Source organism: Epilithonimonas sp., from assembly GCF_032054305.1.
Classification (GTDB): domain Bacteria; phylum Bacteroidota; class Bacteroidia; order Flavobacteriales; family Weeksellaceae; genus Epilithonimonas.
Genome location: NZ_DAMBSX010000004.1, coordinates 419,388 through 441,005, shown reverse-complemented (window position 1 = coordinate 441,005; position 21,618 = coordinate 419,388). Strand labels below are relative to the sequence as shown.

General features: G+C 36.8%; 21 protein-coding genes and 1 tRNA gene. 15 read left to right on the top strand and 7 right to left on the bottom strand.

The genetic code is table 11. The annotated features are described in order from the left end of the window. The first annotated feature begins 8 nt into the window (after positions 1-8). The 3 genes from RTX21_RS11165 (at position 9) to RTX21_RS11155 (ending at position 2,045) form a co-directional block, all read left to right on the top strand. Positions 9-752 carry a DUF3667 domain-containing protein gene (locus RTX21_RS11165; protein ID WP_312767683.1) on the top strand — a complete coding sequence of 248 codons (744 nt, stop codon included), beginning with the start codon at positions 9-11 and terminating at the stop codon, positions 750-752. A 62-nt stretch (positions 753-814) separates the two neighbouring features. Beyond that, positions 815-1,441 carry a BglII/BstYI family type II restriction endonuclease gene (locus RTX21_RS11160; protein ID WP_312767681.1) on the top strand — a complete coding sequence of 209 codons (627 nt, stop codon included), beginning with the start codon at positions 815-817 and terminating at the stop codon, positions 1,439-1,441. Then, positions 1,428-2,045 carry a hypothetical protein gene (locus RTX21_RS11155; protein WP_312767679.1) on the top strand — a complete coding sequence of 206 codons (618 nt, stop codon included), beginning with the start codon at positions 1,428-1,430 and terminating at the stop codon, positions 2,043-2,045. The genes RTX21_RS11160 and RTX21_RS11155 overlap by 14 nt, the downstream gene beginning before the upstream one ends. Here RTX21_RS11155 and dcm read toward each other — a convergent pair. The 3 genes from dcm to rseP all read right to left on the bottom strand — a co-directional run bounded on the left by dcm (position 2,033) and on the right by rseP (position 5,053). Further along, positions 2,033-3,280: a DNA (cytosine-5-)-methyltransferase gene (gene dcm, locus RTX21_RS11150; protein WP_312767677.1), complete on the bottom strand. Its 1,248-nt coding sequence runs from the start codon at positions 3,278-3,280 to the stop codon at positions 2,033-2,035. The genes RTX21_RS11155 and dcm overlap by 13 nt on opposite strands. A 114-nt stretch (positions 3,281-3,394) precedes the next feature. Next, positions 3,395-3,468: transfer RNA gene (locus RTX21_RS11145), tRNA-Asn, on the bottom strand. Positions 3,469-3,544: 76 nt separating this feature from the next. After that, positions 3,545-5,053 carry an RIP metalloprotease RseP gene (gene rseP, locus RTX21_RS11140; protein ID WP_312767676.1) on the bottom strand — a complete coding sequence of 503 codons (1,509 nt, stop codon included), beginning with the start codon at positions 5,051-5,053 and terminating at the stop codon, positions 3,545-3,547. 353 nt (positions 5,054-5,406) lie between these two features. Between rseP and RTX21_RS11135 the strand changes: the two genes are divergently transcribed. Together RTX21_RS11135 and RTX21_RS11130 are read left to right on the top strand one after the other, a co-directional pair. Beyond that, positions 5,407-6,309, top strand: a complete 903-nt coding sequence (locus RTX21_RS11135; RefSeq protein WP_312767675.1) for a pirin family protein — start codon at positions 5,407-5,409, stop codon at positions 6,307-6,309. A 127-nt stretch (positions 6,310-6,436) separates the two neighbouring features. After that, positions 6,437-7,855, top strand: a complete 1,419-nt coding sequence (locus RTX21_RS11130; protein ID WP_312767674.1) for a serine hydrolase — start codon at positions 6,437-6,439, stop codon at positions 7,853-7,855. 68 nt (positions 7,856-7,923) lie between these two features. Here RTX21_RS11130 and RTX21_RS11125 read toward each other — a convergent pair whose 3' ends face one another. The 3 genes from RTX21_RS11125 to RTX21_RS11115 form a co-directional block, all read right to left on the bottom strand. Next, a complete protein-coding gene (locus RTX21_RS11125; protein ID WP_312767673.1) occupies positions 7,924-8,346 on the bottom strand; it encodes a DUF6646 family protein in 423 nt (140 codons plus the stop codon). An 84-nt stretch (positions 8,347-8,430) separates the two neighbouring features. Further along, on the bottom strand, positions 8,431-9,453 hold the full coding sequence (locus RTX21_RS11120) for a cytochrome d ubiquinol oxidase subunit II (protein ID WP_312767671.1): 1,023 nt from the start codon (positions 9,451-9,453) through the stop codon (positions 8,431-8,433). Next, positions 9,450-10,793, bottom strand: coding sequence for a cytochrome ubiquinol oxidase subunit I (locus RTX21_RS11115; RefSeq protein ID WP_312767739.1), 1,344 nt, complete (start codon positions 10,791-10,793; stop codon positions 9,450-9,452). Before RTX21_RS11115 ends, RTX21_RS11120 begins: the two co-directional genes overlap by 4 nt. Positions 10,794-11,522: 729 nt before the next feature. Here RTX21_RS11115 and RTX21_RS11110 point away from each other — a divergent pair. From RTX21_RS11110 to RTX21_RS11095, 4 genes are all read left to right on the top strand, one after another. Beyond that, on the top strand, positions 11,523-12,239 hold the full coding sequence (locus RTX21_RS11110; RefSeq protein ID WP_312767670.1) for a polyprenol monophosphomannose synthase: 717 nt from the start codon (positions 11,523-11,525) through the stop codon (positions 12,237-12,239). A 132-nt stretch (positions 12,240-12,371) separates the two neighbouring features. After that, positions 12,372-12,746, top strand: a complete 375-nt coding sequence (locus RTX21_RS11105; RefSeq protein WP_312767669.1) for a DUF4296 domain-containing protein — start codon at positions 12,372-12,374, stop codon at positions 12,744-12,746. A gap of 57 nt (positions 12,747-12,803) precedes the next feature. Then, entirely contained in the window at positions 12,804-13,934 is a 1,131-nt protein-coding gene (tgt, locus tag RTX21_RS11100; RefSeq protein ID WP_312767668.1) for a tRNA guanosine(34) transglycosylase Tgt, read from the top strand. Between the two features lie 65 nt (positions 13,935-13,999). After that, complete coding sequence (locus RTX21_RS11095; protein ID WP_312767666.1) at positions 14,000-15,094, top strand: LptF/LptG family permease; 1,095 nt, start codon at positions 14,000-14,002, stop codon at positions 15,092-15,094. Positions 15,095-15,200: 106 nt separating this feature from the next. Here the strand turns inward: RTX21_RS11095 and RTX21_RS11090 are convergent, their stop codons facing one another. Next, positions 15,201-15,911, bottom strand: a complete 711-nt coding sequence (locus tag RTX21_RS11090) for a biotin--[acetyl-CoA-carboxylase] ligase (protein ID WP_312767665.1) — start codon at positions 15,909-15,911, stop codon at positions 15,201-15,203. Positions 15,912-15,998: 87 nt separating this feature from the next. On the opposite strand from RTX21_RS11090, the gene rsfS reads away from it, so the two are divergent. The 6 genes from rsfS to RTX21_RS11060 all read left to right on the top strand — a co-directional run bounded on the left by rsfS (position 15,999) and on the right by RTX21_RS11060 (position 21,586). Continuing rightward, a complete protein-coding gene (rsfS, locus tag RTX21_RS11085; protein WP_312767664.1) occupies positions 15,999-16,361 on the top strand; it encodes a ribosome silencing factor in 363 nt (120 codons plus the stop codon). A 42-nt stretch (positions 16,362-16,403) separates the two neighbouring features. Beyond that, the gene (gene ftsH, locus RTX21_RS11080) at positions 16,404-18,365 is read left to right on the top strand and encodes an ATP-dependent zinc metalloprotease FtsH (RefSeq protein ID WP_312767662.1); all 1,962 of its coding nucleotides are present in this window, start codon (positions 16,404-16,406) and stop codon (positions 18,363-18,365) included. A 134-nt stretch (positions 18,366-18,499) separates the two neighbouring features. Next, on the top strand, positions 18,500-19,078 hold the full coding sequence (locus tag RTX21_RS11075) for an LUD domain-containing protein (RefSeq protein WP_312767660.1): 579 nt from the start codon (positions 18,500-18,502) through the stop codon (positions 19,076-19,078). Positions 19,079-19,087: 9 nt separating this feature from the next. Beyond that, positions 19,088-19,963, top strand: a complete 876-nt coding sequence (locus RTX21_RS11070) for a phosphatidate cytidylyltransferase (RefSeq protein WP_312767658.1) — start codon at positions 19,088-19,090, stop codon at positions 19,961-19,963. A 10-nt stretch (positions 19,964-19,973) separates the two neighbouring features. Continuing rightward, a complete protein-coding gene (locus tag RTX21_RS11065) occupies positions 19,974-20,627 on the top strand; it encodes a phosphatidylserine decarboxylase family protein (protein WP_312767656.1) in 654 nt (217 codons plus the stop codon). Between the two features lie 164 nt (positions 20,628-20,791). After that, positions 20,792-21,586: an alpha/beta hydrolase gene (locus RTX21_RS11060; protein WP_312767654.1), complete on the top strand. Its 795-nt coding sequence runs from the start codon at positions 20,792-20,794 to the stop codon at positions 21,584-21,586. The last annotated feature ends 32 nt before the right edge of the window (positions 21,587-21,618 follow it).

Sequence of the window (21,618 nt, the reverse complement as noted above, 5' to 3'; positions counted from 1 at the left end):
GATCAATCATGAAAATTTGTAAAAACTGTGGACATCGTTTTGAAGGAGAATTTTGCAGCCATTGCGGGCAAACTGCTGAAACCAAAAGACTCAATTTCCATTATCTGAGACATCAGCTAACGCACAGTCTTTTTCATATCAATGCAGGTTTGTTTTATACAATCAAGCAGTTATTTTTAAGACCGGGACACGCTATCAGAGATTATCTGGAAGGAAAAAGAGTGAATTACATTACGCCATTTTCCTTTGTCCTGATATTGACAGGGTTTTATATTTTACTTTGTCATTGGTTTCATATCAATTTATTTTCTGCTTCGGAAGAATCTTTGAAATCAGGAATTGATTCAGGAAAATCTTTAAATTTGGATGAATGGTTTCTGTCACATTTTAGTTGGGTAACTTTGGCGACTATTCCTTTGTACACGACGGGAACTTGGATTTGCTTTTATAACAAAGGTTACAATTTTATAGAATATTTGGTTCTGAATACTTACAAAGCTGGGCAGAGACTGGTTGTTCAGATTGCTTTTTTGCCGTTTATTTTTCTGGTCAAACAATCTCTCAATATTGGAACAGTGATGTTGATTGTTTATTTGATTGATTTGGGATTGCATTTTTGGACGAATCTTCAGTTCTTCAAACCAATGAAACCATTAACTATTATTGTAAGGTCAATTTTCAGCCATTTGATCATGACTATTTTGGTTGGATTAGCGGTTTTAATATTTTTATTTGTAATGTCGATAGTATAATTAATTATTGTCAATTGAAATTTAGAAAAATGTATCTTTATTTTTAAAGCTTTTATAAAACCATGGAATTTGTAACTCACTCTTTTAGACACGCAGAAGTAATTTTGCATGAACCAGAATTTAAAGACCAATACAATGAATTGATGACAATTATTTGTGATATAACTGATGAAGATATTATTGCTAAACACAATTCTTACGCTAACACGCCTAAAAGTATTTCCAGAGCGATTAACGAACTATTGAAAGAAAGATTAAGAGCAGTTGGCTGGAGTCACGAATCTTCTATTTTCCAAGCTGCCGATTACACCGGGGAAACCTGGAGATTGGACTTTGCAAAGCAGGATATTTCGGTTGAGGTTGCCTTCAATCATTCTACAGTTATTGCCTGGAATCTTATAAAACCGGTTTTGGCAAGTGAACTCAATCATGTTCAAAAAGCTATACAAACGAAAATAGGAGTTGTCATTACTGCGACACAAAATATGAAATTAATGGGTGGTTTTGATGGCGCAATTGGAACTTATGAGAAGTTTTTGGACTATTTGCCACCATTGCAGAATTTGTTGACAGTTCCGTTACTAATAATAGGCTTGAAAGCTCCTGCAAGTTTTAGGATAGTCCATACTACACCAGAGCCCAGAAAGACAATAGGCCAAATCCAAATGTACAGTGATGTCAACATTTGATCAAGATTTGAAGAAAGAATATTTATTAGGTAAATTCTTAGATGAAATCTATAGAAAATTAAATCTGAATTTTACCAGAATCAATGAGCCTGAGCTTCAGAATAGAGGAGTAGACCTGGTTATCGAGCACCAAGACAAAAAGTTCTATATCGATGAAAAAGCGCAGCTTGACTATCTTAATAGATCTCTACCGACGTTCGCTTTTGAATTAAGTTATCTTAAGATAGGACAATGGAGAAAAGGTTGGTTATTCGATGAAAAAAAGTTCACGGATTATTATTTTCTGATTACTAATATTTCCACCAGATCCAAAACTGACCATATCGAAGACGGATTTACGGGTTGTACAATTACAAGCATCAATACCAAAAAACTTAGAAAGTATCTGGAAAGCATTAGATTAGATTGGGATACTTTAAATGACATGGATGCTGAAATCAGAAATTCTGACCAAAAAAACAATATCCCCCTTCGTAATCTTAAGGAAAGGGAAGAAGGATGTTTATATTTTTCTGTTCAGAAAGATGAAAAACCGTTGAATATTAAATTATATCTCAAATGGTTGATTGATATCAAAGTCGCAAAAAGAGTCTATCCTTTGTGATTAAATTTTAAAAGGGTTTCGGCCACTTTTTCTATCACGCCAACAACCAGGGCATTTCCCATAAAGAAAGCACGTTTTACATCACTTACTCCTTCTAATAAGGTATGATTATCTGGGAACATATTAAGCCTTTCCAATTCGATTGGGGTTAGTCTCCTCAGCCCCTTGCTGGTTCTCACCACATGTTTGAACCGGGAAGCCGATTTTCCGCCCTCTCCTGTGATGATTGTTCTGGAGGGGCTTTCCAGATTATCCGGAAAGATCATCGCGCCTTCTCCATAATTATATGAGAAACCATCAGCCGATTGTCGCACTTCTTTTTTGGCGCCTTTCAGATAGTTCCATTTATCAATTTCGCTTTCATCAATGTAATATTCTTGCGGAACTTCATCTACAGAAATGAGAATATCTTTTAATAAGGTCCTTTTTCCTTCATAATTCGGAGAGGTTTTCAAGGTTGTCACTTTGCCATTCAGGATCATTCCGGAATTTTGGAAAGGTGAATCTCCTTTTTCTTTGTTAAATGAACTCGATATTTCCGCCACACTTTGTTCAAGGTCAAAAGTTTTGAACTCTGAAACCTGATCAACTTCAAAGGTCTTTGCAAAAACACCTTCATCAAGAAGCCAGTCAACTTCTGGTGTTTTTATTAAAGAATTATAAATTTCCGTATCTTTCAAATAGCCTAGGATAAATGTTCTCCTTCTTTTCTGTGGCATTCCGTAATCTGCAGCATTCACCACTCTCCATTCTACAGCATATCCAAGGTCGGACAAGCATTTTAGCATAATTGCGAAATCTCTTCCCCGCTGTGCGGTTGGTGACTTCAAAAGACGATCGACATTCTCCAGAAAAAGGAATTTTGGTTTGTTTTGTTTCTCGTCCAAAATTCTATAGATCTCCCACCAGAGAACACCCTTTTTGCCTTGCAGGCCTTTAGAATTTTTCAAAGTTGTTGCTACGGAATAATCCTGACAAGGGAAGCCTCCTACTAACATATCATGTTCCGGGATCTCTTCACTTGGAACTGTTGCAATATCTTGGTTAGAATGTCCTTTTTTACCGAATCTTGATTCATAGACCAAAGATGCGTGCTGCGTTTTTGTGGATGGTTCCCACTGGTTGCTCCAGACAATCTCGAAGTTCTCTTTGGAAGAAGCTTTGTTACTATTCTGTAAACCGATTCTAAAGCCACCAACACCGGCAAAAAGTTCGATTACTTTTATCTTTTTCATTGTATACAAAAATAAAAATAAAATAATGCCTTACAATAGGCTTAGATGAGAATTAGTACTTAAAATAGAATGCGGCTAAAAAAACAAAAACCATCACATTTCTGTGATGGTTTGCTCCTCTTGCTGGGCTCGAACCAGCGACCCTCTGATTAACAGTCAGATGCTCTAACCAACTGAGCTAAAGAGGAATGTTTCCATTTGCTTTAAGCGTGTGCAAATATAGAAACTTTTTTTATACTTCCAAAAAATTTTGGAGAACTTTTTTTAATTTTTTTGACTGAAAAATTGTGCTAATACCTTAACTATGTCATTTCCAAATATTAACGCCATAAGGCCTAATAAGAAAATTACACCCACTATTTGTGCATTTTCCAATATTTTTTGCGGCACAGGTTTTCTGGTAATGATTTCCCACAATGTGAATAACACGTGACCACCATCTAATCCAGGAATCGGGATCAAATTAAGGAAAGCTAACCAAACCGAAAACATTGCTGTAAAGCCCCAGAAAAACTCCCAATCTATTGACAGGCTCCCATCATTGCTTTTTTCAACATGCATATTATTGACGATGGCAATAGGGCCTCCAACTTTTTTATAACCTTGTGTTTTGGTATTGAAAATAATTTTAAACTGCTTGATCTGCATCGTCAACACATCAATCGTTCTTGTAAAACCTCTTGAGATTGCTTGTAGAAAAGAATAATGTTTTGTTGTCTCGCTTTTTTCCAAATATTTTTGAGCAATTTTTAAGTCTGGAGCAAAACCAAGCTTTCCGTTATTATCCACGCCAGAATTAAGTATTAAAGACTTATTGTTTCTTATAATATCTATCATCACCTTTCCCCCTTTATTTTCTTTAAGAATATTAGCAATCTGGTCATAGAATTCAGTTTTTTGTCCATTAATACCAACAATTTTGTCTCCTTTTTTCAATCCTGATTTTATTGCGGGCATATTTGGAGCCACACTATCTACAACAGCAGGAAAACGATTCATAAAATAAAGTTTCGCCTCGTTAGCGTGCAGAACTTCAGCAACGCCATCTTCATTGATTGGGAAAGTCACTTCTTTTCCATCTCTCAGAACAGTAACATTATCCGCAAAAAGCATATTGATACTAGAGGTTTCCATTCTTTCCGCAGGTTTTCCATCTATTTTCAGAATTTTATCTCCTGTTTGCAATCCCAATTTTTTACCAGCATCAGAAACCGAAATTCCGTTTTCGAATTTCGCATTATCATGATACGTTTCTCCTGTGAAATAAGATAAAGAAGAGTAGATCAACCAAGCCAAAAAGAAATTAACAGTTACACCACCCAACATAATAATCAATCTCTGCCAAGCCGGTTTTGCCCGGAACTCCCAAGGTTGTGCAGGTTTTTTCAACTGCTCGGTGTCCATGCTTTCGTCCACCATTCCGGCTATTTTCACATAGCCGCCCATTGGTAACCATCCGATGCCGTATTTCACACCTTCGTGTCTTCTCCAGTCATCTTCCGGAAGAGCAGAAATATCAATTGGTTGTGTTACCTTTTTTCCGTTGATTTCCACCTCCTCTTCAGTAGGCTGGTTTTTTGAAAAGAATTTATATTGCCATTTTCCATTGATTTTCTTCATTGCGAAGATGGAAAAATAAGGGTCAAAGAATAAAAAGAATTTGTCTACTTTGGTTTTAAACCATTTCGCCGGCAAGAAGTGCCCGATTTCGTGTAAAGTCACAAGAATAGAGATGCTCAGGATAAACTGAAATATCTTTAATGCTAATTCCATTAATATATTTTAAAATTATAGTTGTCAAAGGTAATCATTTAGTCAGAAACTATACCAATGTAAAAATCAGCCTTTTCTCTGCCAAAATAACACTTACTGATAAAGATGATTTGGGCAGCTATTTCCGCCTTCCGCTCCCAATCTTTTTTGCACGAAGATTCCACATAAAATAGAACATTTGTGCAAGCAGAAAAGGATTTCCGCTCAAACCTAACGAAGTGGTTCATCGAGTCAGATTAAAAATAAATAAGATATTGGAGATAAGTCGGGCTGCGAACGATTCAACGGTAAATCAAAAGTGTAAATAGTTAGATGAAAATCCTTAATTTTAAATAAAATTTAAAAATGAAATTATGTCAAACATCGAGATGATAATCGAAGAACGTGCGGCTGATATTGGTAACTTTTTAGTTGGTAGATTGTTGCCGTTTTCTCAGAAGAGAAGCGTTGGACCATTTGTGTTTATCGACCATATGGGACCAGCTGCGCTAAAAGATTATGAAAATATGGATGTTCCGCCGCATCCGCACATTGGACTTTCCACACTTACTTTTTTATTTGAAGGAAGCATCATGCACAGAGATTCCATCGGGACAGAGATCGAGATCAAAGAAGGCGCAGTCAATTGGATGACCGCAGGAAAAGGCGTCGCCCATTCCGAAAGAACACCAGAATATCTCAGAACCACCGACAAACATCTTCACGGATTGCAGATTTGGGTCGCGCTTCCAAAAGAGTTGGAAACTATGGAACCCGAATTTTTTCACATTAATAAAGAAGATATCCCAAGCTGGATAGACAACGGAATCAATTATAAACTGATTGCTGGCGAAATCCTCGGGCGCAAATCTCCGGTTCCTGTTTATTCGCCGCTTTACTTTTTGGAAGTTAAAAATACACTTCAGGAGGACCGAGAAATTGTTCTTGGCGATTATCTTTTCGGAGAATCTTCGCTTTACATACTGGAAGGAAACATCGAAAGCGAAGGCAATCTTTACACACCAAAACATATCCTGATTGCGAAAGATTCCAAACTTTGTCATTTCACATTAAAACCGGATTCTACAGTTTACATCTTTGGCGGAGAGCCTTTTCCAGAACCAAGATACATCTATTGGAATTTCGTCGGAACTTCCAGAGAAATCATAGAAGACGCCAAAACAAGATGGCAAAACCACGAGTTTCCAAAAGTGATTAATGATGACGGCTACGTTCCACTTCCGCCTCAGAATAAGAACATTAAATTAAAAGAATAAATTGTAAAAAGCTTTTCGACATTTCGGAATGCTTTTCTTTTTATTGATTAAATTAAAAATTACATTTATGATGTAATAAAAGCTTTTCTTTAGTTGTTATACTAATAACTAAAGAAATAGTTATAAAATGAAAAAACTACATTTAATCATTACTCTGCTTTTATCAATAAGCATTTTTGGACAAACTGTAAATACCTTAAACAACAAAGACAAATCTAAGAAAGAATCATTCTATGCTAAAAAAATTGATTCTGTAATGGCGAAATCCTATGAAAGAGGTTTATTCAACGGCAATGTCCTTGTCGCTAAAAATAATAAAATAATTTACCAAAAATCATTTGGATTCACGGATGAAACGAAACAAACGGTTTTAAATAACAAATCGATATTTAACATCGGTTCTATTGCAAAGGAATTTAATGCGGTTTCCATAATGATTTTGGAGCAACGCAGTCTTCTTAATCTGGATGACCCTATTTCCAAATTTAATTTAGGATTACCAAAATGGTCAGAGAAAGTTTCTATACGTCATCTTATCAATTATGCCAGCGGAATTCCCAAGATAGAATCGGGGATGAATCCGGTAAGTGATGCAGACGCGTGGAGAATTTTGAGAAGCAGTGATAGCCTGTTGTTTGAACCAGGAACCAATTACAAGTATGATAACGGCAATGTATTCTTACAAAGAAGAATCATTGAAAAAGTAAGTGGAATGTCATTTGAGGAATTTGTCATTAAAAACATTCTTAAACCTTTGAAAATGACCAATTCTGTATTTGATCCAAAATCCGTTTATAAAAATCGAACGTCTTGTTATGATATGGACAATGTCCGATGTCCGGAAATGAATTTTATTAGTGGCTGGCTTTGGGTAGATATCAATGATTTATATAAATGGATCGAAGCACTGAATTCTAATCGATTAATATCTAAAGAATCCTTTCAAACTTTACTGAATAATCCATACGCAAAAGATGAAGGCGGGTCACTCGGCAGATACTTTGAAAAAGAAGACTTACAAAGACATAATGGCGTTTCTTATAAATTCGAATCCATCTTTTTAAATGATTTTAAAAATAATATAACGGTAATTCTTGTTTCCAATAATCTGAACAGAGTTTGGGATTTAGGGCATATTATTCACAATCTGATGTTAGGCAAAGATTACGAGATTCCTAAGAAATCTGTTTATCAAGCGATAAGAAAAGAAGCTCTCAAGGATATAAACAAAGCAATAGAAACATACTATTTACTCAAGGAAAATTCCAAAAATGAATTCAGTTTTGAAAACCCAAATGAACTCAATAAATTAGGATATGAATTATTAAAACTCGGCAAAAACAATGAATCTATAACAATATTTAAATTGGCTACCAATGAGTTTCATAAAGAAGCCAACCTTTTCGATAGTTTAGGAGAGGCTTATTATACCAATAAGCAATACGATTTGGCATTGGATAATTATAAAAAAGCAATCAGTCTTGGCGGAAGCAATGGTAACGCTGAAAAAATGATAGATAAAATCGAGAAAGAAATCGGTAAGTAAAGTTGCCGAATTAATAAAAAAAGCATTCCGAAATTCAGAATGCTTTTTTATCTAAGTTGTGATTGAGTTTAAAAAGAATAAGAAACCCCGAGACTTCCATTGTTTCCGGCTTCTATAAAAGCACCCCAGTTCTCTGTAAAGAAATATCTTGCACCAAGATAAACGCCCAAACCGAAGTTTCTACCTGCAACGCCAACATTCACGCCGGGATAAACATCAATTTCTGAAGGCAAAGCCAAGGCTTCCTGCAAGTGGAATCCGATACGTCCAAAAATAAAAGGATTGTCTTCATCTTCATTAAAATAGACATTGGCACCGCCACCAACAGAAACCAAATTGGACACTCCATAATCATAACTTGCGGCAAGACCAGTCCCAAATCCCCAAACATTGATTCCGGCTTGTGCCTTTTGGTCGCCAGCTCCTTTCCAGGCTTGTGAATAAGACAAAACGCCAGCCAGCAAACCAAAGGTCAACAGTAATTTCTTCATAATTAAATTATATTAAAAACTTCAATGGGTTCTTCATATCAAAAATAAAACCATTACGCAGAAAATAACGATTGTTAGGGACTTTTATTGTTCGGAATGATTCACTTTGCTCTGATTCCCAAATGAAAGTAACAAGTAAAAAAGAAACGGCAAAATAAAAATACTTCCCAGGAGAAGAGCCCAGCCCAGAGCCTCGATGGTCTTAGGAGCTGCGCTGGCGTCAAACAAAGAAAGATGAGTCCCGTTTGCAAAAAGAATGATATTCGGGTTGTGCTGGTATGTGGCTGCTACCAGGATCATTACAATCTGAAAGCCTCCAAGAAACCTCACAAGGAGGAAGTTGCTTTTTTTAATAGCTTCATTAGTAAAAAGCAGACTTATCGTTGCAACAGTAATTACGATGATTCCCAGAGCTTTGGAAAATATCCATTGCAGTAAAGGGATGTCAGAATAATAAGCACTTATAAAAACCAAAAGTCCGGTAACCACAACATAGACAGCGGTTTCTCTCGATTTTTTTATCATGATTGACAAAGCATCACTGAATCTCGCCTCATGAAGAGAAAATAATGAAGCCAGATAGGCACAAAGAGCAACGGTAAAAAAGCCCACGCAAACGCCGAATAGATTGAACCAGCTGAAAATATAGAGACTTAGGAAGTCTTTCGCTTCTGTATCTATACTTCTGGAAATGGTCGCTGCAGCAATCATTCCCAAGAAAAATGGCGTCAATAAGCTTGAGTAATAGAAGATCTGCGTGTATACCTTTTGCCAACTATCATCTACCGCATCATAATTCCGAAAAGTAAAAGCCGTTCCTCTTGCAATGATTCCGACCAACATTAGAACCAGAGGAATATGAAAGTAAGTAGAAACGGTAGTATAGATCGTAGGAAATCCAACGAACAAAACCACAACGGCTATGATCAGCCACATATGATTGGCTTCCCAGATCGGCGCGATGGATTTGGACATGATCTTTTTCGTTTTGTCACGGTAAGATCTTCTGGAAAACAATTCGATGATCCCTGCTCCAAAATCCGCCCCGCCCGTAATGATATATAAGCAAATTGAAACCCAAAGAAAAGCTATAACTACGTAGATCATGATTTCTTGTTTTTAGGATTGTAATTAGGGTCGGTCGGATCGTATAACTTCGGGACCATTTTGATCTGGCGAAGCAATAAAAAAATGATGATCAATGATAAAGAGATGAAAATCAATGTAAAAAAGTAGAATGAGTATTGGATTCCCGGCATTGGCGTTACAGCATCAATGGTTTTCATGATTCCGTAGATGATCCAGGGCTGTCTGCCAACTTCTGTTACTGTCCAACCTGCTTCCAATGCTATATAACCAAATGGAATGGCTGCAACGAAAGTTTTCAGATACCAGGTTTTCGTAAGCCATTCTTTTTTCCAAAATGTGGCGATGAGGTAGATCATTCCGATCACCATCATTACACTTCCGAAAAATATCATGATCTGAAAAGCGTAATGGACCACTGCTACCGGCGGCCAATGATCTTTCGGGAAATCTTTCAGTCCTTTTACTTCCGCATCAAAATCGCCCCATGCAAGAAAACTCAAGACCTTTGGAACTTTTATGGCGTATTTTATTTGTTCATTTTCTTCATCAGGAATTCCACCGATCACAAAACTTGCCCCTTTTTCGGTCTCGAAATGAGCTTCCATTGCAGCTAATTTTATAGGTTGTCTTACGGCAACAGATTTTGCGGCTATATCACCACTTATGGGAGCCAGCAAAGCGCCGATAATTGCAAATCCGGCAGAGATCCTAAATGCTTTGGTATGGAAATCGACATTTCGTTTCTTTAAGACCATCAAAGCGTGGATTCCAGCAACAGCAAATCCAGTCGCAGCAAAAGCTGCCACGGTCATATGAAATGCCTGTGGAAACCAGGCTTCATTGAACATTGCTTTTATCGGGTCGATGTTCAGATATTTTCCATTGATATGATCAAATCCAGCAGGACTGTTCATCCAGGCATTGGCAGCAACAACCAAGATCCCGGAAGCCAATCCGCTAACACCTACTACAACGCCACAGAACCAATGAAACCACTTATTGAATTTGTCCCAACCGTAAAGAAAAAAACCAATGGCAATGGCCTCGATGAAAAAGGCAGTTCCTTCCAGGGAAAAAGGCATCCCAAAGATGGGGCCTGCATGCTCCATGAATTTTGGCCAAAGCAACCCCAATTCAAAAGAAAGCATTGTCCCGGAGACAGCGCCCGTTGCAAAAAGTATTGCAACACCTTTGCTCCAGGCTTTGGTAAGGCCTTTGTAGACCTCGTCTTTGGTTATAAGATATTTGTAATGTGAAAATGCCATTAGAAAAGGCATGACCATCCCGACACAAGAAAATATGATGTGAAAGCCCAGTGAAACGGCCATCTGAGATCGGGCAGCTAGAAAATCATCCATAATCTCGATTTTGAATGTAAAGTTAGGGTTTTTATATTGAGCCTTTTTGCTGATGGGAAAGAGATATATCATATTTTTAAATATTATCAATGGCGAAACTATCTTGTCGAAGCAACAGAAGTTGACGTATTATTTTTTTATTGGATATTTTTACGAACTCGTCCAGTGTGGTTTATCCGGCATCGGTTCATTCCTGTTATGCGACAAAATTTGTCGTGATATAATTTCAATAGGCTGATATATTGTTGTTTAAGATTTTTGGGTCATGTTCCAAACTTAGTGATGGGTATGATTATGAATATTAATCTATCGAAAATCAATTACAAACACAATTTTTAAAATTGTCAAACGATGGTAGTCTAACCAACTATCGTTTGATTTTTAGATAAATGATGCCTTAAATGATTGAAAATCATATAAAAGGTGTTTCAGAGTTAATGATAGCCTAAAAATAGACAGGACAAAGTCCAACCGAACAAGACATAGACGCGACCCAACAAGACATGGTTTCAATTGAACAAGGTATGTGCACAACCGAACAAAACACTTTCGGCTGGGTTTGACAAAAAGCATCCTCGTTTTTTGTGAGCATGTTTTATGAATATTGGTATTTATTTCAAACTAAAATATCCGCTTCTCCCTTCCCCATTTTCTATTAAAAAAAGTTAATTTACAATCCACCAAAAAATCATTAGCGATTAAAGATTATCTTTGCGAATTATTTCTCGGATGAAGAAACTTGTCATAATTCCAACTTACAACGAAAAAGAAAACATCGAAAAAATCATTTCGGCAGTTTTTGATTTGCAACAGGATTTTCACATTTTGGTTGTAGATGATTCTTCTCCGGACGGAACTGCAGAAATTGTAAAAGGTTTGCGCGAGAAATATCCGCTTCAGCTTCATTTGACGGTTAGGAAAATCAAAGATGGATTGGGCAAAGCTTACATTCACGGTTTTCAATGGGCAATTCATAACGACTATGATTTCATTTTCGAAATGGATGCCGATTTTTCTCACAATCCAAAAGACTTAATCAAGCTTTATGAAGCCTGCAAAAATGCAGATATGTCCGTTGGTTCCAGATATTCGCAAGGTGTAAATGTGGTGAACTGGCCGATGGGAAGAGTTTTGCTTTCTTATTTTGCTTCGAAATATGTACGTTTTGTCCTTGGACTTCCGATTCACGATACGACTGCGGGATTTGTTTGTTTCAGAAAAGAAACCTTGATTGCAATTGGTCTGGACAAAATCAAACTGAAAGGTTATGGTTTTCAAGTCGAGATGAAATACCGGGTTTTCAAGAAAAATCTGAAAATAGTAGAAGTTCCCATCATTTTCACAGATAGAACGGAAGGCGTGAGCAAAATGAATGGCGGAATCATCCAAGAAGCCGTTTTCGGTGTCTTGAACCTTAAATGGAAAAATCTGATTGGAAAATTGTAAATATAAAAACCACATAGACACATAGGAATTTTAGTTTGAAAGTGAAAAACAAAGTACAAATAGCTATTTTAACTAAGGAAGAAATCGTTCTTCCTAAAATCTATTGTGTCTATGTGGTGGAAAAATTATAATATGAGGCATTTTCTTTTTTCTTTAATGATGATTTTCTGTGTTTTGTCTTGCGAAGAAGCGATACAGAAACCAGCAAATATTTTACCCGAGGAAAAAATGTCTGAGATTATTGCAGATTTTGCCATCAATGACCAGAGTTATACCATCGGCGGAAATATCAATACGGAAAATGCGACAAGATTTATTCTGAAGAAATATAATATCAAAGGTCAACTATTCTCGGATAGTTATAAATATTATATGACAAAGCCGGAAGATTTGAAAGATATTATGAATAAGGCTCAGGATATAATCAAGTCAAAAGACCCAAAAGCAGAAGCTTACATCAATAAGAAATTAAAAGAAAATCCAGATTTGCCATCACAAGCGAGATAAGTTGGTTAATAAAATCTTTTCGGTAAAAACCGAAGTTGGGAAATTAAAAATATTAGAATGAAATTTTTTGAAATCGAAAAAACTTCAGAGTCAAAAGCGAGAGCTGGAGTGATTACGACAGACCACGGACAAATCCAAACCCCGATTTTTATGCCGGTTGGAACTGTTGCATCGGTGAAAGCCATTCATCAGAGAGAACTGAAAGAAGATATAAAAGCCCAGATTATTTTAGGAAATACCTACCATTTGATGCTTCGTCCAAAGATGGACATTATGGAGCAAGCGGGCGGACTTCACAAATTTATGAATTGGGATAGACCAATCCTGACGGATTCTGGCGGTTATCAGGTTTTTTCTTTGGCAAAGAGCAGAAAAATTACTGAGGAGGGAGTGAAATTCAAATCTCATATCGATGGCAGTATGCATTTTATGTCGCCAGAGGTTTCTATGCAAATCCAAAGACAGATTGGTGCAGATATTTTTATGGCATTTGATGAGTGTATTGCTTATCCGAGTGATTACAATGCTGTGAAAACATCAATGGAACTTACGCATCGCTGGTTGAAAAGATGTATCGATTGGACAGGGGAAAACAAAGAACTATACGGTCACAAACAGAGATTGTTCCCGATTGTTCAAGGGTCTTGTTATTCGGATTTAAGGAAAATTTCGGCAGAGGTCATTTCAGAAGCTGGAGCAGAAGGTAACGCTATTGGTGGACTTTCCGTAGGTGAACCGGAAGACGAAATGTATAGAATCACAAATGAAGTAACAGACATTTTACCGAAAGATAAACCAAGATATCTGATGGGCGTTGGAACACCTTGGAATATTTTGGAAAGTATTGGTTTTGGTGTTGATATGATGGATTGTGTTATGCCGACGAGAAATGCAAGAAACGCCATGCTCTTCACTTGGCAAGGTGTGATGAATATGAAAAACGAAAAATGGAAAGCAGATTTTTCACCTTTGGATGAGTTTGGAACCAGTTATGTGGACCAGGAATACAGCAAAGCTTATGTACGTCATCTTTTCGTAGCGAAAGAATATTTGGCAAAACAAATTGCATCGATTCATAACCTGGCTTTCTACTTAGATTTGGTTAAGGTTGCCAGAGAACATATTTTAGCTGGCGATTTCTATCAGTGGAAAGATTCAATCATTCCTCAGTTGAAAACTAGATTGTAACAGGTAGTAGAATTCAGGTATTAGTCAAAAGCTAAAACCTAAAACCTTTAAACCAAAACCTATAAATGAAAATCATAGACCTTTACGTCATCAAAAAATATTTGGGAACCCTCATTTTTATGTTGGTACTGTTATCTGTGATAATTATAGTGGTAGATGTACAGGCAAAAACCCCAAGAATTGAAAGTAATGGTTTTACTGTAGGCTATTTTTTGCTGAATTTTTATCCGTTCTGGATCATGAACCTGATTCTGACCTTTATGTCGATTCTGGTTTTTATCACCGTGATTTTCTTTACTTCCAGAATGGCAAATAACACAGAGATTGTGGCTGTCATTAGCAGTGGTGCAAGTTTTCACAGATTTGCCAGACCTTATTTGATCACGTCTTTACTGATCGCGTTTATCACTTTGGCCGTCAACCATTTCATTCTACCCTGGTCTAATATAAAAAAGAATGTTCTGGAGCCCTATACCTATAACGCCATAAACAAGGAAAAGCTTCTGGGAAATATGACCATCGCGTCCAATATCAATCCCAGCGAATATATCTTTGTCAATAGCTACAACAAAAAAGAAAACCGAGGTTCTGGCTATATGTATCAGAAATTCGATAAGAATAAGAATCTCACCTATCAGATCATTGCGACCGACATCCTTTGGGACGCAAAGAAAAGGCATTTTACCATTAGCAATTACACGGAAAGGACCATAAAGAAAGATAATACAGAAATTCTTGGAGATGGAACAACAAAAATTCAGGATTTCAAATTGCCTCCATCCGAATTGTTCCCGGATAAACTGGTGGCTCAAAACAAAACCACTCCCGAGTTGCTGGAGATGATAAGACGCGAAAAGACGAAAGGGAATAATAATGTCACTTCTTTCTATAATGAGCTTTATCAAAGGACATCCATGCCGGTTTCTATTGTTATTTTGACATTTTTGGGATTGTCTTTATCTTCTGAAAAAAAACGTGGCGGATTAGGTTTGAACCTCGCTTTGGGAATTGCCTTGGCATTTTTATTCGTCTTCTCTTTTCAAGTTCTGAATGTCGTTTCCGAGAACAAAACATTGACGCCTTTATTGGCAATGTGGCTACCAAATATCGTTTTTGCACCAATTGCGGCTTATCTCTACATCAAAAGAGCAAATCAGTAATTTTAAGAGTTTCAGATTTTTATATTTTTACTGCACGTAAGCGCCTTTGCTCACTTGTAAATATAATATGGAATAAAATTTTTCCTAGCTTTGCATTCAAAATAAATCAATAAAACAAAGCAATTTCTTTGTGAAAGAACTTTTGCAAACCATCATTTTCCAAATCAACCCAAAGGAAACCATTTTTGTCAGCATTTTTTATTATGCCATTTTGGCGCACATCGTTTTTCTCAAAAACCGAAATCTCTTCTTTTCTGAACAAATTATCATTATAAGAATCCAAAATTTTCTCTTCAGAAGGGATGTTTTCTAATCTTGAAATCACACTTTGATGGAATTGAGTTACAAATTCCTTTAAATCAAAACTTAATCCTGTGGTAGTCAATACCGAACCTGCTTTAGGAATGTGGGAAAAATCCTTTTGTAAAATATTGATTCCTATTCCTAAAATGTAAAATTCCTCATGATTGACTTTCTTTTTTTCGAGAAGGATTCCGCAAACTTTTTTTCCATTGAGGATAACATCATTTGGCCATTTTATTTTAGCTTTGGCATTGGTCAGATTGGCAAGAAAATCCCGAACAATAATAGCGGTATAATAATTGAGCGATGTATCAGAAATATTGATTTTAGAAGATTTTACAGCAATGCTGTAGGCTAAGTTTTGATTCGGAATTACACGCCATTTGTTTCCATATTGTCCACGACCTTTGCTTTGATTAAAAGTAAAAACAGTAGTTGATCCGTCATCACTTAAAAGAGACAAAATTTCGTCATTGGTAGAAAAGCATTCTTCAAGGTATATAAAGTGGCTCATTTAGGAAAACTTTAAGAGATTATTAGGAACTAAACAAAAGATAAATAGATTAAAATCAATAAATTTGCAAATTAGACAATTTTTTGAATGGGTAAAAGTACAGAAAAACAATTATTGGTAGACAAGATCGTGGAAGCGATTCAAGATACAAAAGGAGAGGATATTCAGATTTTCGACTTATCAAATATAGAAAACGCAGCGGCAGGAACATTTATCATCTGCAGCGGAAACTCAAACACTCAGGTTTCCGCAATCGCAGGTAATGTAGAAAAAAAAGTTAGAAACGAACTCAATGACAGACCTTGGCACGTAGAAGGAACTGAAAACTCTATGTGGGTTTTGGTAGATTACGTTTCTGTAGTGGTTCACATTTTCCAAAAAGAGATCCGTGAGTATTATGACATCGAGGAACTTTGGGGAGATGCCAAGATCACAAAAATAGAAAGCTAAAAAATATATTTTTTGGCATTATCAATTAATTAAAAAGCAAGAATGAATAACAAAGGATTCAACTGGTTCATACCCGTTTTGTTGGGACTTATTTTACTGATATTTCTTCCAGGACTTTTGGGAGATTCTATGGTAAAAAATATTGATGAAAAAGATTTTTATGGCCTGGTACAGCAAGGCAAAGTAAACGAAGTAATGGTTTTTAAAGATAATTCCAAAGTTGAGGTTTATCTTACCAAAGCTGCTAAAGCAGAACTACAAAAAGGAGAGAAAAAAAGCGATCCGCTTTCTGTGATTAACATCAAACCAAATCCGGATTTTGTACTGACTTACGGAGATCTTAGATATTTTCAGGAAAAATTTGACAGTATCAATTCCAAACTTCCTACACAGGCGAGAATGGAATTTGGCAAGAGTCAAAGCGGTTTCTCGGAGTTGCTATTTACACTGGCACTTTGGGGAGGTCTTTTCGCATTGCTATATTTCTTCATTTTCAGAAAGATGGGCGGGGGAGCTGGTGGTCCTGGCGGACAGATTTTCAGCATTGGAAAATCCAGAGCAAAACTATTTGACGATAAAGACAAAGTTCAGGTTACTTTCAAAGATGTAGCAGGATTAGAAGGCGCAAAAGAAGAAGTTCAGGAAGTTGTAGATTTCTTGAAAAATTCTGAAAAATACACAAAACTTGGGGGGAAAATTCCGAAAGGTGTTCTTTTGGTAGGGCCTCCGGGAACTGGTAAAACGCTGTTGGCAAAAGCTGTTGCAGGAGAGGCAAAAGTTCCTTTTTTCTCACTTTCGGGTTCAGACTTTGTGGAAATGTTCGTTGGAGTTGGTGCATCCAGGGTAAGAGATCTTTTCGCCCAGGCTAAAGCAAAATCTCCTGCCATCATTTTCATCGATGAGATTGATGCGATTGGTAGAGCAAGAGGTAAAGGTGGTTTCCAAGGAGGAAATGATGAACGTGAAAATACGCTTAACCAGTTGCTTACAGAAATGGATGGTTTCGGGACAGACACCAATGTTATCGTAATGGCCGCTACAAACCGTGCAGATATTCTTGATAAAGCCCTGATGAGAGCGGGACGTTTTGACCGTTCGATCTATGTGGACCTTCCGGAGCTTCACGAGAGACAACAGATTTTTGATGTCCATCTGAAAAAAATCAAATTAGACAATTCTATTGATAGAGAGTTCTTAGCAAAACAAACCCCTGGATTCAGCGGAGCTGATATTGCGAATGTTTGTAATGAAGCGGCACTAATTGCTGCCAGAAACTCTCACGAGTCCGTGAACAAGCAGGATTTCCTGGATGCCGTCGACAGAATCATCGGAGGTCTTGAAAAGAAAAACAAGGCCATCAAGCCTTCGGAAAAAAGAAGAGTTGCTTTTCATGAAGCTGGTCACGCGACTATTTCCTGGTTGGTGGAACACGCTGCCCCTCTTTTGAAGGTAACCATTGTTCCTAGAGGACGTTCTCTTGGTGCAGCCTGGTATCTTCCGGAAGAAAGACAGCTGACAACAACAGAACAAATGTTGGACGAGATATGTGCTACATTAGGAGGTAGAGCGGCCGAACAGGTAACTTTTGGCAACATATCTACCGGAGCTTTATCTGACCTGGAAAGAGTGACAAAACAAGCTCAGGCGATGGTTACAATCTATGGTCTGAATGATAAAGTGGGTAATATCTCTTATTATGACAGCTCTGGACAATCTGAATATAGTTTTGGAAAACCTTATTCCGAACAAACTGCAAAGCTGATTGACGAAGAGATCTCTAAATTGGTAGAAACTCAATATCAAAGAGCGGTAACAATTCTTACAGAAAATAGAGATAAGCTGGATGCCCTTTCACAGAAATTGTTGGAAAAAGAAGTGATTTTCCGTGAAGATTTGGAAGAAATCTTTGGGAAAAGAGCTTGGGACCCGGAATTAACGGAAAAACCAGTATCGAGTATTGACAATCCTGCGGATGCCGGAAACGTCTTAAATACAGAAAGTTAAGATACTTTAAAAATATTTGTAAATAGAAAAGTCCTAATCAAATTAGGATTTTTTTTATAAAACAAAGTTTTGGTTTTTAGATTATTATAATAATTCTTTACATTTGTAATAATTAATAAAAAATTGCAGAAAAATTGAGTCTGTTCAAAAAACTCGTTAACAAGCTAATGAATCAGTCTGAAGAAGAGGGGCCGGATGTTACAAAGCTGGCTGATCAGCTTCGTGATGCCGATCTGGACTATAAATTTGCGCAACTTTTTACGCATTCCGGAGGTTTTTTTAATTATTGTGCAGACGAGTCAGAAGCTTTACAAACCCTGAATCAGATCATCAAAATAGAGCAGATCAGCAATGTGTTCTGTTGGGACCAGGACCTGAGGAATTTTTTGGATGTAACAAAAACACCATATTCTCCAGAATTAACAGAAGATAATGATGCTGCTTTCATCACCTGCGAATATCTGATTGCTTTCGATGGCAGAATTATGCTCTCTCACAATAACATTTTACATTATCACTCCTCCAGATTGCCAAGCAAGATCATCATCATGGCGAATGTATCTCAGATCACACATAATCTGAACGAGGCAATGATGAAGGTGAAACGTGCAGGAAATCTTAAGAATCTAACTTCTATCAGCGGAAGCCAATCCAAGTTGGACACGCCTAATAAGGATAATACCAAACTTTTCTTACTTTTGCTGGAAGATTAAACTTCAGTTTTGGATAAAAATTTAATTCAACGTACCGTTTCGGGGCTTGTTTATGTCCTTGTCATAGCAATTTGTACGACTCCGTTGGGAGAACATATTTTCAGCAGTTTCTTGCCGGAAGTCAAACAACAATACCTGTTTTACGGATTGATAACATTCTTCCTTGTTGTAGGGCTTTATGAATGTATCAGGATCATGAAATTTGATAACGGCATCTACAAATGGCTGGTTTTTCCTGTTGCAGCCATTATCTATTATCGATTCAGTAAGCGATTTTTTTATCACGGATTTTTCTTCGATGTTAATTTCAGTGAGATATTATCATTTGCTTTAATCCCTATTGCGGTCATAACCCTTTTCGGGTATTCCCGGGAACTTTATTTCGAAAATGGCAAACTGATCTTCACGGTCATTTATCTGGCGTTGCCTTTCGGATTTGCTTTGGGCTTACCAAAATTCAGTAAACTTGACCCGGATAAACCATTTACTTTAGAAGTATTTATGCTTTTTGTTTTGATTTGGAGCAGCGATACTTTCGCATACCTTACGGGCAAATTCTTTGGGAAACATAAAATGGCCCCAAAGATCTCTCCAAAAAAAACGTGGGAAGGTTTTGCCGGAGGCGTTGTTTTGACACTAATTTTAGGCTTCTTCGTAGAGCAATATTTTCCTGAACTGAGAGGAAACTGGATGATCGTCGGTTTACTGATTTCCATTTTTGCACCTTTGGGCGATTTGGTAGAAAGTCAGTTAAAGCGTAGTTTTGCGGTTAAAGACAGTGGAAACATTATTCCTGGTCACGGTGGCGTCTTGGATAGGCTGGATAGTTTTATCATTTGTGCGCCTGTTATTTATTTATATTTTATTTTAGAAAAACTAGTTTAGAATCAATTATATGAAACTACATAAAGAATCGAAAGGAACATTGGTAGTTGCAATTTTGTTTATTGCATTTATCGGAACGATATCCATTTATTATTTACAATTATGGTCATTAGTTGTTCTAATCCCGTTATTGGTAATGTTAGGATTGATCTTCTGGTTTTTCCGGGTTCCTACAAGAGCTATTTTGGACCATACAGAAAATGTGATCGCACCTGTTGACGGAAAAGTAGTAATGATAAAAGAAGTCTTCGAAGATGAGGTTTTGAAGTCGAATTGTATTCAGGTTTCTATTTTTATGTCACCGTTGAATGTCCACATCTGCCGCTATCCGGTAAGCGGAGAGGTAATTTATAAAAAATACCATCCGGGGAAATATCTGGTTGCCTGGCACGAAAAATCTTCCACTGAAAACGAAAGAACTACGGTCGCCATAAACAGTTTGACAAAGCACCAGGTGGTTTTCCGTCAGATCGCTGGTTATGTGGCGAGAAGAATAGTTTTCTATTGTAATGTTCAAGACGAGGCGAAAGCAGGACACGAATTTGGGTTTATTAAGTTTGGTTCCAGAATGGACGTTTTCCTGCCTTTGGACACAGATATTCTCTGCAAAATCGGAGATAAAACAAAAGGTGGTTTGGATGTCATTGCCAGACTTAGAGATTAAAAATCTAAATTTTATAATAAAAAAGAGACTTAATAATAAGCCTCTTTTTTTTATTTCATCCATTAAATTGACAATTCGGTCTGAATTTTCTACGATTCGGTCGGATAATTTTCTTTTTGATGTTCAATGATTCTACTTTTGAACCATCAAATAAATTTAAAACAATGAAAACATCAGTATTCTTCTCTTTATTCTTAGTGTTATTATCAATATTTTCAAAAGCTCAGATGGACCATATGTTCTATCAGCCGAAAAAAGAAATGAAACCTTTGGAATATAAAAATATCGAAAACGTAAAACTGCCTGTAGAAAGCGATACTATCACGGCTGCCGTTTTGAAACCGGAATCAAAATCAATTAAGAAAACTATTATATTTTTTCACGGAGCAGGCGGAAATATTTCAACTTATCAATATATCACAAAGCCGTTGGTAGAAGATGGATTTCAAGTTGTAATGGTAGACGTAAGAGGCTATGGAAAGTCAACAGGAAAGCCAACACATGTAAACGTGGCGGAAGATGGTCAAAAAATGTTCAATTATCTGTTGACAAGAAAAGATATCAGCAGCACAAAAATTTATCTATATGGAGCTTCTTTGGGTTCTCAAATTGCGACACATTTGGCAAAAGATAATCAGTCGAAGATCTCAGGATTGATTTTGGATGGCGGAATGTCATCTTTCACAGACATTGCGGTTCACTTCAAACCAGAATATAAAGAATTCATCGAAAAATCTATTGTTTCTCCTTATTCTGCAAAAGAAGATGTGAAATCTTTGAAAGGTCTTCCGAAGCTTTTCATTTATAGCAAAGGCGACTCGACCGTTCCTTTTGAACAAGGGCAAGTGATTTACAACAATGCGCCAGAGCCAAAACAATTCTTGGAATACTCCGGAGAACATTTGCAGGCAATGGTTGTAGACCCGAACCAAACTGTAAAAGCGATTGAAAAATTATAATAAAAAAGGGAAGATAAATCAATCTTCCCTTT